This window comes from Mameliella sp. LZ-28, from assembly GCF_012274245.1.
GTDB lineage: Bacteria > Pseudomonadota > Alphaproteobacteria > Rhodobacterales > Rhodobacteraceae > Antarctobacter > Antarctobacter albus.
Window position 1 is genome coordinate 1 of sequence record NZ_JAANYX010000019.1, and the last position, 15,666, is coordinate 15,666.

Below are 15,666 nucleotides of genomic sequence, written 5' to 3' on the forward strand. Positions count from 1 at the left end.
CGTTGAACCACTTGCCGGACTGGTTCGGCTTGGCACCGTGGGTCAGGTGGCCGCCGGCGTCCAGGCTCATGCCCAGGATGGTGTCGCCGGGCTTGATCAGCGCCTGGAAGACGCCCTGGTTGGCCTGGCTGCCCGAGTTCGGCTGCACGTTGGCGAATTCGCAGTCGAACAGCTGCTTGGCGCGGTCGATGGCCAGGTTCTCGGCCACGTCGACCCACTGGCAGCCGCCGTAGTAGCGCCGGCCGGGATAGCCCTCGGCATACTTGTTGGTCATGACGGAGCCCTGCGCCTCCATCACCGCGCGCGAGACGATGTTCTCGGAGGCGATCAGCTCGATCTCGTCGCGTTGCCGGCCAAGCTCGCCGGTGATCGAGCCAAACAGTTCGGGGTCGCGCGAGGCGAGGGACTCGGTGAAAAAACCGTCCGGTCGGTGCGAGACATTCATGGGTATTGCTCCTTGTCCTGTCAGCCGGTCCAGCCAAGGCCGGCGGATATGCAGTTCATGCTTTGCATCAACTGGATTCGATGACGGTTTCCGTCCTCTTGGCGCACCAGCCGCAGGAGATGCACCTGCGCCTCGTGGGCCGAACGCAGCGCGGCCTCGTGCCGGGTGATCCGCGCCACCGCGTTGGGAAACCGCGAACCCAGCGGCGTGCCGGTCAGACGTTCGATTGCGGCGACGGACCGTTCGTGTTCGGCCTCGATCATGCCAAAGACCGCCTCTGCCTCGGTCCGATCCTCGACCAGTCCGGCATAGATCTCGGCAATGTCCAGGCGGACCATCAGCAGCGATTTCTCGACCTCGTCGATGCACAGCCGGAACAGCGGCAGATCCCGCATTGCCCGCACCAGCGCCTTCTCGCCCCCCGCTCCGCGAATGGATTGGAAGTCCTGCAGAGCCTGGCCGAACCCGTACCAGCTGCTGATCATGTGACGGTTCTGGCTCCAGGCAAAGACCCAGGGAATTGCCCGCAGGTCGGACAGGGTTGCGGCCCCGAAACGGCGTGCCGGGCGCGATCCGATCTTCAACAGCGCCAGTTCGTTCACCGGGCTGGCCTGGTTGAAATAGGGCAGGAACGACGGGTGCTGCAGCAGCGTCTGGTAGGTGGTCTGGCTGAGGCTGGAGAGGGTCTCCATCACGTCCTCGGCCTCGGGATCGACGGTCTCGAAGGCAGGCGCCGTGCTGTGGCGCATGACCGAGGAGGCCAGCAGTTCCAGTTGCGCGGCGGCGGTGCCGGTGTTGGCATATTTCGCCGTCACTACCTCGCCTTGTTCGGTCAGACGCAGCGTGCCGTTCAGCGTGCCGCGCGGCTGGGCCGCGATGGCCCGGTCGGTCGGCGCACCACCCCGGCTGACGGAACCGCCCCGCCCGTGAAAGAACACCGGCCGCGCGCCATGACCGGCAATCGCGCGGGTAATCGCACGTTGCGCCCGGTCGAGCGACCAGCTGGAACAGAGGAAACCGCCGTCCTTGTTGCTGTCGGAATAGCCCAGCATGATTTCCAACCGCCCGTCCCGGTCCTTCATGCTGCGGGCCGCCAACGGAATTGCCAGCACGTCGCGCAGGATCGCAGGCGCCGCGCGCAGGTCCTCGATGGTTTCGAACAGCGGCACGACCTTGAGCGACAGGCGTTCGGCGCCGAATCCGGCGTAGCGGGCCAGGAGCAGCACCGCCAGAAGATCATCCGCGGATCGTGTCATGGACATGATGAATGGCCCGATGGCCTCGGGGTCCGGACCGTCATGCACTTCGCGGATCAACCGCAAGAGCGACATCAGCTCGGCAGCCTCTTCGCCGAGGCGCGCATGGTCGACGAAGGGCAGGCCCGCCTGCCCCACCTCGCGCCGCAAGCGCGCGGACCAATCGGCGGACAGCGCCTCTGGCGCGGCATCCACGGCGTTCCAGACCGCCTCCAGCGTGCGGGTCACGACGTCGGAGTTCTGGCGAATGTCCAGCGTATGCGCGCGGAAGCCAAAGGTGCTGGCCTGCCAGCGCAGCGGGCGGATGAGTTGTTGTGCAAGCCGGGTCGCGTCGATGGCGTCCAGCGCCGCCTCGACACTGTGGAGGTCGGCGAGAAAACCAGAGACATCGCGATAGCCGCCTGACGCAAGGCACTGCCGCATGGCCGTGCCCGCCTGGCGGAAGATCTCGTTCGGGTTGCGCTGTGCACAAAGGTCCGGATCGGTGCTGCGGGTCTCGACGATCCGGGCCAGCGCATCGCGGTGCGGGCGCGGGACGGCGACGATCTTTTCGGACACGCTGAGCCGGGGAATGATACGGTCCAGGGCCATGACGTATTCCTCGAGGATCATCTCGCGCGAGCGACCGATCGCATCGCGCGTCACCTCGGCGGTCACGTTGGGGTTGCCGTCACGGTCGCCGCCGATCCAGGAATGGAACCGGATGCAGCAGTGGTCGCGCCCCGTCGGGCCGAAGACCGCGCTGACTGCGTCATGGTACCGTTCGAACAGGCGTGGCACGGCCTCGAAGAGGCTGGTGCGGTAGAATTGCAGGCCCCAGTCGATCTCGGAGGCGAGGCTGGGGCGTTCCATCCGCAGTTCGCCCGTCAGCCAGAGCAGGTCGATTTCCATCTCCAGCGTTTCTTCCAGCCGCGCGATTTCGCGCGGGCTCCAGCGCATGGTCTCGAACAGGACCAGCGTGCGGTAGATGCGGCGATGGATTTCCATGACCGAGACGCGCTTGGCCTCTGTCGGATGGGCGGTGATCGTCGGACCGACGGACAGCTGACCCTCGGACAGCAATCGCTGCATGGCAGGGCGCTGATCCTCGGGGCAGTCGGCCAGGGCCTTGTGAAACCCGCCCTCGCCCGGGTCGCCATCCTGTTCGGCCAGGCGCCCGGTGCGGATCGTCAGGTTTTCGTCCATGATCTGCTGCAGGTGGAACCAGATCGTGCTGGCCTGCAGGTGATCGGCGTAGTCGCCTTCGTCCCAATGGGTGACACCATCCTCGATGGATTGCGCCACATGCGGCGCGCGACGGTGGAGAACCTTCAGCCACGCCCCGCGCAGGCGGCGGTACACGTCTTCCGCATATTGATCGGGGGCTTCAAGCCCCGCAGGTTCTGCCACCATCTGCATCATGCCACCTGGTCGCCGGGGGTCCGGCCCTCGAAGAAGTCGACGAGATTGTCGAGCACGCGCATGCCCATTGCGGTGCGGGTTTCCTCGGTCGCGCTGCCGAGGTGGGGCAACATCACCAAGTTGTCGCAATCCAGAAGGATCGGGGCCACCTTGGGTTCACCGTCGAAGACATCCAGCGCCGCGCCGCCGATACAGTCGAACATCAGCGCCTGGGCCAATGCGTGCTCGTCGATCACCTCGCCGCGGGCGGTGTTGATCAAAAAGGCGCCGGGCTTCATCAGGTCCAGCCGGTGCGAATTGATCAGGTGCCGGTTGGCCGCGCCGCCGGGACAATGCAAAGAAACGAAGTCGCACTGAGGCAACAGGTCCTCGATCGTGTCGACCTGCACCGCGTTGTAACGGTCCAGCACGTCCTGCGCGACGCGCGAGCGGTTCTGCACGAGGATCTTCATGCCGAAACCGAAATGCGCGCGCTGTGCCATCGCCTGGCCGATCCGGCCAAAGCCCACGATGCCCAGAACCTTGCCAGAGACCTTGGCCCCCACCAGATGCGTCGGCCGCCAGCCGGTCCACTGCCCGGCACGCAACTCGCGCTCACCCTCGCCTGCGCGGCGGGCCACCATGAGCATCAGCGTCATGGCCAGATCAGCGGTGCATTCCGACAGCACGTCAGGCGTGTTGGTGACGGCGATCCCCAGCTTTTTCGCCGCATCGGTGTCGATGTGGCTGAAGCCCACGCCGTAATTGGCCAGGATGCGGGTGCGCGCCTCTGTCACGTCCATTGCGTCGCTGCCCAGCCCGTCGGTGACGGTCGGCAGGATTGCGTCGAACTTGCCCAGGGCGTCGCGGAAATCCTCGGCGCTCATGGGACGGTCCTCGACGTTGAAGACCGTGTCGAACCGTTCCGCCAGTTCAGCCTCGACCGTCTGGGGCCAGCGGCGCGTGACAAGCACGCGCGGCCGGTTGTTCAGGATGGCGGGGGCATTCATCATGCGGCCTCCTTCTGCATCACCTTCGCAATAGTGTCGCCGATCTCGGCCGGATGCGGAGCGACGGTGACACCCGCTGCGGTCAGGATCTCGACCTTTTCGCTGGCGCTTTCGCCGAAGGCCGAGATGATCGCCCCCGCATGGCCCATCGTGCGGCCCTTGGGGGCGGTCAGACCAGCGACATAAGCGACCACCGGCTTGGTGACGTGATCGCGGATATAGGCCGCGGCTTCTGCCTCTTGCGGACCGCCGATCTCACCGATCATGCAGATGACGTGGGTCTCGTCGTCCGCCTCGAAATGTTCGAGGATGTCCTTGAAGGACGAGCCGTTGATCGGGTCGCCACCGATACCCACGGAGGTCGAGATACCGATGCCGTGCTCCTTGAGCTGCGCGGCGGCCTCGTACCCCAGCGTGCCCGAGCGACCGATGATGCCGACGTGGCCCGGCAGGTAGATATGGCCGGGCATGATCCCCAAGAGCGCCTTGCCCGGGCTGATGGTACCGGCGCAGTTCGGGCCGGTCAGGACCATCCGGCGATCCTTGGGGTAGCGATACATGTAGCGCTTGACGCGGATCATGTCCTGGGCCGGGATGCCGTCGGTGATGCAGACGCAGTACTTGATGCCCGCATCGGCCGCTTCCATGATGCTGTCGGCGGCAAAGGGCGGCGGCACGAAGACCAGGCTGGCCTCGGCGCCGGTGGCGGCCACCGCGTCCTCGACCGTGTCGAAAACGGGCACGCCCTCGACCGTCTGGCCGCCCTTTCCGGGGACCACGCCGCCGACGACATTGGTGCCGTAGGCGATCATGTCCGCGGTATGGAACCGCGCCATCTTGCCGGTGATGCCCTGGACGATGACGGGGGTGCCTCTGTCGATGAAGATGCTCATTGGACTGCCCTCATGTTGGAGCCCTGGGAAAGGTCGTTCTGCCAGGCGCCGACGGCGCGCTGTGCCGCTTCGATCAGCGTGGTGGCGCGGATGATCGGAAGGCCGGACTTGGCCAGGATCTTCTGCCCCTCCTCGACATTGGTACCCGCAAGGCGGACCACCACCGGCACATCGACCTGCACCTCCTTCAGCGCCTGGACCACGCCCTCGGCGACCCAATCGCAGCGGTTGATGCCCGCGAAGATGTTGACCAGCACGGCCTGGACGTTGTCGTCGGACATCACCAGGCGAAAGGCCTTGGCCACGCGTTCCGGGGTGGCACCGCCGCCGATGTCCAGGAAGTTGGCGGGTTCGCCCCCGGCCAGCTTGATCGTGTCCATCGTGGCCATTGCAAGGCCCGCACCGTTCACGATGCAGCCGATGTTGCCCTCGAGCCCGACATAGGACAGGCCCCGGTCGGCGGCACGGCTTTCGCGCGGGTCTTCCTGGCTCTTGTCGCGCAGTTCGCTGATCTGCGGGTGGCGGAACAGCGCGTTGTCGTCAAAGGTCATCTTGGCATCGAGCGCAAGGATGCGGCTGTCGCCCGTCACCACCAACGGGTTGATCTCGACCATCGTGGCGTCATGTTCGCGGAAAGCCCGGTAGCAGCCCTGCAGCGTGCGCACCATCGGTGCGGTCAGCGCCGGATCCATGCCCAGCTTGAACGCGATCTGGCGGCACTGGAAGTCCTGCAGCCCCACGGCGGGCTCGACGGTCGCCCGCACGATGCTGTCGGGACGGTTGGCAGAGATCTCCTCGATCTCCATCCCGCCTTCGGCAGAGGCCACGATCATCACGCGCTGCGAGGTGCGGTCGAGGACGAACCCAAGGTAGATCTCGCGTTCGATCGGCACGGCGGCCTCGACGTAGACACGGTAGATGCCCTTGCCCTCGGGGCCGGTCTGATGCGTGACCAGCTTGCGGCCAAAGAGCGACTCGCAGGTTGCCTGGATCTCGGCATCGCTGTCGCAGACCTTGACGCCGCCGGCCTTGCCGCGGCCACCGGCATGAACCTGGGCCTTGACCACCCAGCGCTCACCGCCCAGTTCCCGGGCACGGTAGGCCGCCTGTTCCGGGCTGTAGGCCAGCGCCCCCGGGGGGCTGTGCACTCCGAAATTGGCCAGGATTTCCTTGGCCTGGTACTCATGAATGTCCATGATCTTTCCTCCTCCGAAAGATTGGCACGTGTTCTGATTATTCGGCCGCGACCGCGCGATCGTAGACGCCGTTCAACGCCTCGGTCACACGGACATCGTCCACCTCGCCGCCAAGCGCGCGGATCGCATCCGCGAACCGGGTGACGATGTCGGTGATCGCCTCGCGGCTCAGCAGGTTGAGAATGCCGATCCGGATCTGCACCGGCTCCGACAGGGTCGGCCAGATACCGAAGTTCTGCGCCCGACAGGCCTGGACCAACTCCATCTCGCGGCCCGCCAGTGCCTTGGGCAGGTTCAGGACGACCAGCGAGGTCATGTTCGACGTCACCTCGCAGCCCATCGCCTGCACCGCGCGGCGCAGTGCCGTTTCGTGGTGGGCATAATCCTTGGCCCGCTCCGCGATGCCCTGTTGCAGGGTGATGCGCAGCGCCTCGTGGAAGGCGGCAACCGCGTAGGCGGAATGGGTCCGGTGATAGGTGCCCTTTTCAACGTCCTTGCCGTCGATGATGCCCCAGTGGCGGGCTTCCATGATCGGGTGATGCACAAAGGTGCGGGTGCCGGTCTTTTTCAGGGTCTCAATGTAACGGTCGCTGAAGGAGACAGGCGCGTAGGTCAGCGGCAGGCAGCAGATGCCCTTTTGCGGGCAGGAAGCCCAGCCATGCACACCCGGGTAGTCGTCGATGCGGAAGTTCTCGACCCCCAGGGACGAGACCGCGTCGACGAGGCCCATCACGTCGTGCTTTTCACAGGCCGCACTGAAACCGGCGATGTCGTTGATGCGGCCCGAGCCGGTTTCCCAATGCGCCATCGCGGCCCACTTGGGCTTGTGCTCGGCCAGCGCGGCCTCGACCATGCCCCCGGTCACGGACATGCCGTGCGGCACGTCAACGATGATGACCGATGCCGGTTTCGGATCCAGCGGGCTCAGCGCCAGTTCGGCGGCGGTGGCCGCCTTCATCCGGACGGTCAGACCGTCGATGCCCGAGAAGGTGCCGTTGGTGAAGACCACGACCTTGTCGCCCGGCATCACGGCGCTGAACATCACGTCCAGGCCGCTCCACCCGGTTCCGGCAACGCCGAAGGTGTGCACGTTCTCCGTACCCCAGACCTGGCGCAGCATGTGCTTGCACTCGACCATGCCACGCAGGACGTCGCCATGCATGTGATCGGCCAGCCCTGCCCCGGCATAGGCCGCCAGCACCCGCGCGTCGGTGTTGCCCGGTCCGGGGCCCGCGGCGATGGTTTCGGGGATTTCGAGCTTGGGGAATAGCTGCGCAACGGTCATGATCGCTCCGTTCGTTCACTTGAGGGGACTGGTTGTTTCCCCTCGGTTATAAAATTGCTTGCTCACAGGAAAAACGTTCCTTAATCCTGCTTTTGGGCATCCAAATGGGTGGGGAAATTACCACCCAAATTGGCAAGTATCCCGTTGTATGCCGTTTTCGACTCCGCCCAAACGGGTAGTTTATCACGGAAATGCGAAGAAAATCAGGGGGCTAAAGTGCAGAGAGAACGCATCGACATCATGCTGGGCGACGGCAATCCGCTGGTCCTGTCGGCCATGTCCGAAGTGTTCGAGCGCGATCCCCGATTCTCGCTTGTGGCGACCAGCGCCACCGCCGAAGGGTTCCTGGGGATGATCATGCGGGTGCCGGTAAAGGTCTGCGTGATCGACTGGAACATCCCGGCGCTGGGGGCGGAAAAGCTGATCGAGGTGCTGCGCGCACAGGAAAACGCGCCGCGCATCGTCGTCTATGGCCATGACACCGACGCCGCCGTACCACGCCAGGCGATGGCCTCGGGCGCGGCGGCCTTCGTATCGCGGGCCGCCCCGACCGACGCGCTGGTGCAAACCTGCCTCGACGTGGCCGCGGGCAAGATGGTCTTCCCCTACCTCGACATCCGCGAGCTGAAGACCGATCCCATCAGCACCCTGTCCCGCAAGGAGCGTGCGATTCTGGATGCCCTGGCCGAGGGACTGACCAACAAGCAGCTTGCCGCGCGGCTCGAGATATCGACCAATACGGTTAAGTTCCATTTGTCGAACATCTTTGACAAGCTCTCGGTCAAGAATCGCGCCCAGGCCATCGCGCATTTCTACGCGTCAAAGGCGAAAAGCGGCGGATGACACGGCGCGCTGTGTGCACTGGTATGCAAAAAAATTTATTGACAGGAATACCGATTTCCCAAATGCAAATAGGGGTCCGACCCAATTTTCCTGTCAGAAAGGACCCTGACCATGTCTTTCCACGCCATCGACCAGGCGCCCGCACGGCTTAATCGCTCGGAACTGGCCGTGCCCGGCTCTCAGCCTCAAATGTTTGAAAAAGCGGCACAATCCGATGTCGACGTAATCTTCCTCGACCTCGAGGACGCAGTTGCGCCCGACGAAAAGGCGCAGGCCCGCAAGAACATCATCAAGGCCCTGAACGAAATCGACTGGGGCACCAAGACCATGTCCATCCGCATCAACGGGCTGGACACGCATTACATGTATCGCGACGTGGTCGACGTGGTCGAACAGGCTGGCGAACGGCTGGACCTGATCATGATTCCGAAGGTCGGCACCGCCGCCGACGTCTACGCGATCGACATGATCGTGACCCAGATCGAAGACGCGATGGGCCTGAAAAAGCGCATCGGCTTCGAGCACATCATCGAAACCGCGCTTGGCATGCAGAACGTGTCGGAAATCGCCGCCGCCTCCAAGCGCAACGAGAGCCTGCACTTCGGTGTCGCCGACTACGCGGCATCGACCCGGGCGCGGACCACGATCATCGGCGGCGTGAACCCCGACTACTCGGTCCTGACGGACCCCGACGCCAGCAACGCCCGTGAAACCCACTGGGGCGACATGTGGCACTATGCATTGGCCCGGATGGTGGTTGCCGCACGGGCCAACGGTTTGCGCCCGATCGACGGCCCCTTCGGCGACTTCCAGGACCCCGACGGCTATCGCGCCGCCGCCAAGCGCGCCGCCGTTCTGGGCTGCGAGGGCAAATGGGCGATCCACCCCAGCCAGGTCGCGCTGGCCAATGAGGTCATGAGCCCCTCCGAGGCCGAAGTGACCAAGGCCGAGCGCATCCTGGCCGCGATGGCCGAGGCCGAGGCCGCCGGCAAGGGCGCGGTTTCGCTCGACGGGCGGCTGATCGACTATGCTTCGATCCGTCAGGCCGAAGTTCTGGTCGAGAAGGCGCGTCAGATTGCTGCCGGATAAGATCCCGGCATTGAAAGGCGATGCGGCCCGGGCCTTCCGGGCCGCGATCCGCCGTGCCGACCCGGCACTGGCCATGCGCGAGAGCCTGGGGCAGCATCCGCTGCCCCGCCCGGCGCATGGGTGCCGGACCATTGTCCTTGCCCTGGGCAAGGCCGCCCCCGCAATGCTGCGCGCAGTCCTGCCCCGCATCAGCGGGCCGCGGGTGATGATCTGCGTCACCCATCGCGAGAACCAGGAACAGGTCCCGGGCGCCGAGGTCTACCGCGCCGGCCACCCCGTTCCCGACACCGTGGGCGCGCGCGGCGCCGAACGGATGCAGGAAGTTCTGAAAAGCGCCGTCGCGGGCGACGTCGTAATCGCCCTGATCTCGGGAGGTGGCTCTGCCCTGCTGCCCGCCCCGCCGAATGGTGTCAGCCTGGAAGACAAGCAGACGCTCAACCGCCTGCTTCTGGACAGCGGGCTGGACATCGTGGCGATGAACCTGGTTCGCCAGCAAGTCTCGCAGCTGAAGGGCGGCGGGATGTTGCGGCTGGCCGCCCCCGCGCTCGTCACCGCCTATATCCTCTCGGACGTGATCGGTGACGACCTGCGGGCCATTGCCAGCGGCCCCAGCGTCGCGCCCATCGGCACGCCGGAACAGGCGCGCGACCTGCTGCATTCGATGGGCCTGTTCAACCGCCTGCCCGAAAGTATCCAGCGCCACCTGCGCAACGCGCCGCGCGCAAACGCGAACCTCACGGCCAGAAATCACCTGATTGGTGGCAACCGCGAAAGCGTGCAGGCCGCCGCCGAGGAACTGCGCCCGGACTACGAGATCCATGTCATCGAGGACCCGCTGACCGGCGACGTAAACGAGGCCGTCTGCAAGACCTTTCGGACACTGCGTGATGTCGGACCATCGGACAAGCCGCGCGCGATCCTCTGGGGCGGCGAAACCACCGTTCAGGTGCGCGGCGGCGGATTGGGTGGGCGGAACCAGGAACTGGCCTTGCGGATGGCGGCGCTTGCCGACGCCGAACCGATCGCCGCGCCTTGGGTCTTTCTTTCGGCCGGAACGGACGGGCGGGACGGACCGACCGACGCGGCTGGCGCGATTGTCGACCAGAACACCCTGGCCCGCATCCGAGGCAAAGGGCAGTCCCCAACAGAGTACCTGGACCGCAACGACAGCAACGCCGCCTTGCGCCTGTCCGAAGACCTTCTGATCACCGGCGCAACCGGCACAAATGTTGCCGATGTGCAGATCCTGCTGATCGGCTGAGGCTTCAGCCTCGGCGCAGGGCCCCGTGATCACGCAGGACTTCGCGATCCTGCGTGTCTTCGCCCTGGCGCCAATCGGGGACATCGTTCACGAGCATATGCGCGGCCCGTTGCAGGGTCGCGCGCATCTTTTCCACCGCCGGCCCCGTCAGCCCCACATCGGCCAGCGCCCTGTCGAACGTCTGCAGCCACAGCTCCGCATCCGCTTCGCGGATCGGGATATGGGCATGTATTTCGCGCAGGTTCATGTGACCATTGCGCTCGCGGTAGTAGGGCCTGCCGCCAAGAAACCCGCTCATGAACTCGAATTGAGCCTGACGGGTGTGGGACAGCCCATGTCCGCGGAAATGCAGGCGGTGCAATTCATGCACCGCCGGGTCACTTTCCATCAGGTCGTAGAACCGCTCCACGAGGTCTCGGAGAGCGGTTTCACCGCCAATCTCTTGCAATGCACTTGTCATGGCTTCGGCCTAGCCCACCCCGGAAAGGGTCGCCTTGAGATACGTCAAGACCGCGGCTTTTCCTTCTTGGGGTCATAGGCGGCCAGGTCGGGGCGGATCGTGGCAGGCAGACGTTTCTGATGCCCGTCCAGCTTGCCGATCTCCAGCTTGGTGCCCGGTTCCGCATGGGCCACGTCGACCCGCGCCATCGCGATGTTGCGGCCCAGGATCGGCGAGCGCATGGACGATGTGATCTCGCCGATCTGCGCGCGGCCGATGTGGACGCAATCGCCGTGCCCAACCTCGACATTACTGTCGATGTCCAGCCCGACAAGTTTGCGCGCCGGCGTTTCCTTGCGGCGGATCAATGCCTCGCGCCCGATGAAATCGTCCGGTTTGGATTTAAGCGGCACGGTAAAGCCGACGCCGGCCTCGAATGGGTCGGTCTGGTCCGAGAAGTCGTAGCCGGCAAAGATCAGCCCGGCCTCGATCCGCACCATGTCCAGCGCCTCCAGACCCATTGGGCGGATACCATGCGCCTGACCTGCCTCCCAGACGGCGTCAAAGACCTCGCCCGCGTGTTTCGGGTGGCAGAAGATCTCGTAGCCCAGTTCACCTGTATAGCCGGTGCGGCTGACCACGACCGGAATACCCTGGTCGTCGCCGATGCGCGCGGGGGCAAAGCGGAACCAGGCGAGATCCTCGAAGTTTGGCTGGTGCGGGGCCGTCCAGATGATCTTTTTCAGCAGGTCGCGGCTTTCGGGTCCCTGCACGGCGATGTTGTGTTGCATGTCGGTGGACGAGCGGATCAACACCTTCAGGCCCAGTTCCTCGGCCTTTTCGCGCAGCCAGTCACCGCCGTAGTCCGACCCGCCGATCCAGCGGAAGTTGTCCTTGCCCAGTCGGAACACGGTGCCGTCGTCGATCATGCCGCCGTGCGGGTAGCACATCGCGGTGTAGACGACGCCGCCCACCGGCAGGGTCTTCATGTTGCGGGTAAAGACGTATTGGCACAGCGCCTCGCTGTCCGGGCCGGTGATCTCGAACTTGCGCAGCGCGCTGAGGTCGAGGACGACGCATTTTTCGCGGCAGGCGTGGTATTCCTCGATCGGACCGGCGCTGGACATGCAGTTGGCCAGCCAGAAACCGTTGTATTCGATGAAGTTGTCGGTGAACCGGTCGAACCGGTCGTGAAAGCCTGTCTGTTTAGTCATCTTCGGTTCCGCATCAGGAGTAGGCCGGTACGCGACGGCGCGTTGAAAGGTTTCCTTGCCGCTGTAGGTGCGCACATGGATGTCGGTCGGGTTCCAGCCGTTCGCCGCCGAGGTATCGTCCGGGCAGGCAGAGCTGACACAGACAAGGTCGGTCAGTGCGCGCAGCAGGACATAGTCCCCGGGGCGCGACCAGGGCTCGTCCGAGTACATCACCCCGTGCTCGTCCAGCCCGGTGTTGAAGAAGAAGTTGATCGCCATCCAGCCCTTGCGCCCAGTCACCCCATGCGGCGCCAGCGCGCCGTTGAAGTTGTCCGAACAGTTGACGTGGCCGGGATAGCCGATGTCGTCGTAGTACTTGGCCGAACAGGCCAGCGCGAAGGCATCGTGCCGCCCGCAGGTGTCCTGGATGACCTCGACCAGCGGCAGCATGTCCTGATCGTAGTACTTCGCATGCAGGCCCGGCATCGGGTAGGCATGTTCCATCAGGGTGCGCGTGGTGGTCACGTCCAGCGCGTGTTCGATTCCCTTGTCCAGCTTGCGCGCGGAAAAGCACTGGAAATCGGTGCATTGGCGTCCGTCCACGTCAAGGATCTGGATATAGTCGCCGGCCTTGACGAAATAGGCCTCTGCCGTGGCGGAATGCACGCGCACGTCCGCCACCGGATCGGCCAGCGGGTCGGGCAGCTCGAACTTCGGCAGGGGTTTGATCGTCGCCCGACGGATGTAGATCGTCAGCGGAGTCGCCGTATCCTGCGCCTCGAAATCCATGATGCCGCCGGGCGCGGCGATGATGGCGATCCCTTCTTCCGCGGCGGTAAAGCTCTCGGTGGTCTTTGCGGGAGTCGTGGATTCAAACAGGTTGACCGCCTGAGCTTTGGAAAGGTCCAAGCCACGCGCCTCGATTCCCATGCGCAGGCTGCGCAAGGACTGATCAGATGAGGTCAGGAGCGCCTGCAAGCCCGTTGCAGGCCCCTGCCCGCTCGCGCCAATCAAACCCGGATCGAAGGTTCCGTCCGGACGGGCGCAGACGATCTCGCACCGCTGGCCGCCTTCCGTGTTCTCGATCTCCAGCCGGTCACCGGCCTCGAGCCGCACCAGGATCGCGCCCATGCCTTCGACGACATAGCGCTCGGTCCCCGGAGGCATCGAGAAGACCCGAGGCTCGAAGATCCCGCTGGGCCGCGGCGGTCCGGGGACCACGTTGGGATATCTGGTATCAAGCACGTCCATTCCTCCCGATATTTGCCTTTACGGAAAATAATATTAATGATGAGAATATACCCGGTGACGTGTTCGCGCAAGCGATACAGACAGGAATCTCTCTAATCGACAGGAGTTTCACAACATGAGTGCGCTTTTTCTGGGCCTGGTTGCGGCCGTTTGCTGGGGTCTGCATGACATCGCGATTCGCTATCTCAGCCGGACCGTTCCGCTGATGGGCGCATTGCTTGTGGTCCTTTTGACGGGCCTCGCATTCCAGGGGGGCGTGATTCTCGTCAAGGGTGAGTGGCTTTTGCCGCAGGGGGCGGCGCTCTGGTATGCGCTGGCCGCGGGTTTCACCTTTCTCGCGGCAAGTCTCGGGCTCTATTTCGCCTTTGAACGTGGTCCCGTACGTCTGGTCAGTCCGATCATCGGCGCCTTTCCGATCCTTTCCCTGACCTACGCGGCGCTTGGCGGCTCGGTCATCACGCCCGATCAGATCGCAACCGTTCTGGTTGTGATCGGCGCCGTCGGCCTGGTGGCCATCCTCTCGGATTCCGCGCAGGGCGACGTCCCGCCCCGGGGACCGACGATCGCCTATTCTCTGCTCTCTGCGTTCGGCTATGCCAGCACCTTCAAGCTGGGCCAGCTGGCGGCGGAAACCGGCGGCGAATGGCAAAGCACATTTGCCACGCGACTGGTCGCGCTGCTGCTGCTGTGCGGCATCCTCTGGGCAATCCGGCCCGACATCCGGGTGGGCCGCAAGGCGGTGGTTCCGCTGGTGGCGATGGGCCTGCTGGATGGCATCGCCCTGCTGTCGGTGATCTCGGCCGCCTCGTTGCCGCAGCCCGAGTTCGCGGCGGTCGCAGCCTCGATCTTCGGTCTCTTCACCATCCTGCTGGCACGCGTGCTGTTGAACGAACAGATGCGGATCGCGCAATGGGCCGGTTGTATCGTAGCCTTCCTGGGGATCGGTTACCTGACGCTCTGACCAGATGGCGGAGCCTGTCAGCTCCGCCAGCCTGCCGCCTGCTGGCGTTCATAGGCGCGGATCGCGTTCCGCATCAGGATCGCGACGGTCACGGGACCAACACCGCCGGGCACCGGCGTGATCCATCCGGCGACCTCCTTGACGGCATCGGTATCCACGTCACCGACGATCTCGGTCGTGCCGTCGGGGTGAACCCGCTGGTTGATACCGATGTCGATCACCGCCGCCCCCGGTTTGACCATGTCGGGACCGATCAGATGGGCCTTGCCCACGGCCACGACAATCACGTCGGCGCGGCGAGAGTGCATGGCGACCGAGCGCGTCAGGTGATGACAGACCGTGACCGTGGCGCCTTCGGCCATCAACATCATCGCCGCCGGTTTCCCGACGATTTCCGAGTGCCCCACCATGACGACCTCCAGCCCCTCCATGTTCAGGCCGGTCGCGCGCACCAGTTCGACCGCGGCGGCCGCGGTACAGGGCGCCATCGCCACGTCGTTGTAGACGATGTTCCCGATCGAGGCCGGGTTCATCCCCTCGACGTCCTTGAGCGGATGGATCGCGGACTGCAAGGAGCGGACGTTGATGTGGCTGGGCACCGGGCGCTGCAGGATGATGCCCAGAACTTCCGGGTCATCATTCATTTCCTGGATTCGCGCCTTGCACTCTTCCTGCGTGACCTCGCCGCCCCAGAACTCCTGGTCAAAGGGCAGGTCGACGGCAGCCGCAGCCCGGGCCTGGTTGCGGACATAGACCGCAACCTCCGGAACATCCCCGATCGAGATCGACACGAGCTTGCCGATCCGCCCGGCGGAATTGGTAATGCCACGCACCTCGGCAAGGATACGCTCCTGCACGGGCTTGCCAAGCAGCAACCGGGGATCCTGTTTCATGCCGTCAGCCCCTCCGGCTCTGCCAGTCCATTCGCCCGGCAGCAGGCGGTCAGCGTGTTGGCCAGCAGGCAGGCGATGGTCATCGGGCCGACGCCGCCGGGCACCGGTGTGATCGCACCCGCAACCGCGGCGCAGCTCTCGTAATGCGCGTCGCCCACGAGGCGGGTTTTGCCTTCGCCCTTTTCCGGCGCGTCGATGCGGTTGATGCCCACGTCGATCACCGTGGCGCCCGGCTTGATCCAGTCGCCCGGCACCATCTCGGGGCGGCCCA

The 15,666-nt window shown here is 64.8% G+C and carries 12 protein-coding genes and 2 pseudogenes; 4 read left to right on the top strand and 10 right to left on the bottom strand.

Features of this window, described 5'->3' with window-relative positions:
• The 6 genes and pseudogenes from glyA to G9Q80_RS12390 form a co-directional block, all read right to left on the bottom strand.
• Positions 1–445 (bottom strand): annotated as a pseudogene (glyA, locus tag G9Q80_RS12365) (serine hydroxymethyltransferase); the annotation flags it as partial.
• 20 nt (positions 446–465) lie between these two features.
• Positions 466–3,102, bottom strand: a complete 2,637-nt coding sequence (locus G9Q80_RS12370; protein WP_232788333.1) for a phosphoenolpyruvate carboxylase — start codon at positions 3,100–3,102, stop codon at positions 466–468.
• Positions 3,099–4,091 (bottom strand): 2-hydroxyacid dehydrogenase, encoded by a 993-nt coding sequence (locus G9Q80_RS12375; protein ID WP_088716929.1) that lies wholly within the window; start codon positions 4,089–4,091, stop codon positions 3,099–3,101. The genes G9Q80_RS12370 and G9Q80_RS12375 overlap by 4 nt, the downstream gene beginning before the upstream one ends.
• Positions 4,091–4,984, bottom strand: a complete 894-nt coding sequence (sucD, locus tag G9Q80_RS12380) for a succinate--CoA ligase subunit alpha (protein WP_043141897.1) — start codon at positions 4,982–4,984, stop codon at positions 4,091–4,093. Before sucD ends, G9Q80_RS12375 begins: the two co-directional genes overlap by 1 nt.
• The gene (locus tag G9Q80_RS12385; RefSeq protein WP_043141899.1) at positions 4,981–6,180 is read right to left on the bottom strand and encodes a malate--CoA ligase subunit beta; all 1,200 of its coding nucleotides are present in this window, start codon (positions 6,178–6,180) and stop codon (positions 4,981–4,983) included. The genes sucD and G9Q80_RS12385 overlap by 4 nt, the downstream gene beginning before the upstream one ends.
• A 37-nt stretch (positions 6,181–6,217) precedes the next feature.
• Complete coding sequence (locus G9Q80_RS12390) at positions 6,218–7,465, bottom strand: pyridoxal-phosphate-dependent aminotransferase family protein (protein WP_074621269.1); 1,248 nt, start codon at positions 7,463–7,465, stop codon at positions 6,218–6,220.
• A 240-nt stretch (positions 7,466–7,705) separates the two neighbouring features.
• Here G9Q80_RS12390 and G9Q80_RS12395 point away from each other — a divergent pair, with 240 nt between their 5' ends.
• From G9Q80_RS12395 to G9Q80_RS12405, 3 genes are all read left to right on the top strand, one after another.
• Positions 7,706–8,308, top strand: a complete 603-nt coding sequence (locus tag G9Q80_RS12395; RefSeq protein WP_043142039.1) for a response regulator transcription factor — start codon at positions 7,706–7,708, stop codon at positions 8,306–8,308.
• 111 nt (positions 8,309–8,419) lie between these two features.
• Positions 8,420–9,397 (top strand): HpcH/HpaI aldolase/citrate lyase family protein, encoded by a 978-nt coding sequence (locus G9Q80_RS12400; RefSeq protein WP_088716925.1) that lies wholly within the window; start codon positions 8,420–8,422, stop codon positions 9,395–9,397.
• Positions 9,384–10,658, top strand: a complete 1,275-nt coding sequence (locus tag G9Q80_RS12405; protein ID WP_232788335.1) for a glycerate kinase type-2 family protein — start codon at positions 9,384–9,386, stop codon at positions 10,656–10,658. The genes G9Q80_RS12400 and G9Q80_RS12405 overlap by 14 nt, the downstream gene beginning before the upstream one ends.
• 4 nt (positions 10,659–10,662) lie before the next feature.
• On the opposite strand, the gene G9Q80_RS12410 is transcribed toward G9Q80_RS12405, so the two are convergent.
• Positions 10,663–11,118, bottom strand: coding sequence for a group II truncated hemoglobin (locus G9Q80_RS12410; protein ID WP_069209877.1), 456 nt, complete (start codon positions 11,116–11,118; stop codon positions 10,663–10,665).
• A 44-nt stretch (positions 11,119–11,162) separates the two neighbouring features.
• Entirely contained in the window at positions 11,163–13,535 is a 2,373-nt protein-coding gene (locus G9Q80_RS12415; protein ID WP_088716930.1) for a trimethylamine N-oxide demethylase, read from the bottom strand.
• A gap of 121 nt (positions 13,536–13,656) precedes the next feature.
• On the opposite strand from G9Q80_RS12415, the gene G9Q80_RS12420 reads away from it, so the two are divergent.
• Positions 13,657–14,502, top strand: coding sequence for an EamA family transporter (locus G9Q80_RS12420; RefSeq protein WP_088716927.1), 846 nt, complete (start codon positions 13,657–13,659; stop codon positions 14,500–14,502).
• Positions 14,503–14,519: 17 nt separating this feature from the next.
• Here G9Q80_RS12420 and G9Q80_RS12425 read toward each other — a convergent pair whose 3' ends face one another.
• Entirely contained in the window at positions 14,520–15,395 is an 876-nt protein-coding gene (locus G9Q80_RS12425; protein WP_043141908.1) for a bifunctional 5,10-methylenetetrahydrofolate dehydrogenase/5,10-methenyltetrahydrofolate cyclohydrolase, read from the bottom strand.
• A pseudogene (locus G9Q80_RS12430) lies at positions 15,392–15,666 on the bottom strand (bifunctional methylenetetrahydrofolate dehydrogenase/methenyltetrahydrofolate cyclohydrolase); the annotation flags it as partial. The pseudogene G9Q80_RS12430 and the gene G9Q80_RS12425, both read right to left, overlap by 4 nt.

Bases quoted from the DNA above. Each gene is read 5' to 3' on its own strand.
- G9Q80_RS12370 (WP_232788333.1), bottom strand. From the start codon at position 3,102: ATGATGCAGATGGTGGCAGAACCTGCGGGGCTTGAAGCCCCCGATCAA.
- G9Q80_RS12375 (WP_088716929.1), bottom strand. From the start codon at position 4,091: ATGAATGCCCCCGCCATCCTGAACAACCGGCCGCGCGTGCTTGTCACG.
- sucD (WP_043141897.1), bottom strand. From the start codon at position 4,984: ATGAGCATCTTCATCGACAGAGGCACCCCCGTCATCGTCCAGGGCATC.
- G9Q80_RS12385 (WP_043141899.1), bottom strand. From the start codon at position 6,180: ATGGACATTCATGAGTACCAGGCCAAGGAAATCCTGGCCAATTTCGGA.
- G9Q80_RS12390 (WP_074621269.1), bottom strand. From the start codon at position 7,465: ATGACCGTTGCGCAGCTATTCCCCAAGCTCGAAATCCCCGAAACCATC.
- G9Q80_RS12395 (WP_043142039.1), top strand. From the start codon at position 7,706: ATGCTGGGCGACGGCAATCCGCTGGTCCTGTCGGCCATGTCCGAAGTG.
- G9Q80_RS12400 (WP_088716925.1), top strand. From the start codon at position 8,420: ATGTCTTTCCACGCCATCGACCAGGCGCCCGCACGGCTTAATCGCTCG.
- G9Q80_RS12410 (WP_069209877.1), bottom strand. From the start codon at position 11,118: ATGACAAGTGCATTGCAAGAGATTGGCGGTGAAACCGCTCTCCGAGAC.
- G9Q80_RS12420 (WP_088716927.1), top strand. From the start codon at position 13,657: ATGAGTGCGCTTTTTCTGGGCCTGGTTGCGGCCGTTTGCTGGGGTCTG.
- G9Q80_RS12425 (WP_043141908.1), bottom strand. From the start codon at position 15,395: ATGAAACAGGATCCCCGGTTGCTGCTTGGCAAGCCCGTGCAGGAGCGT.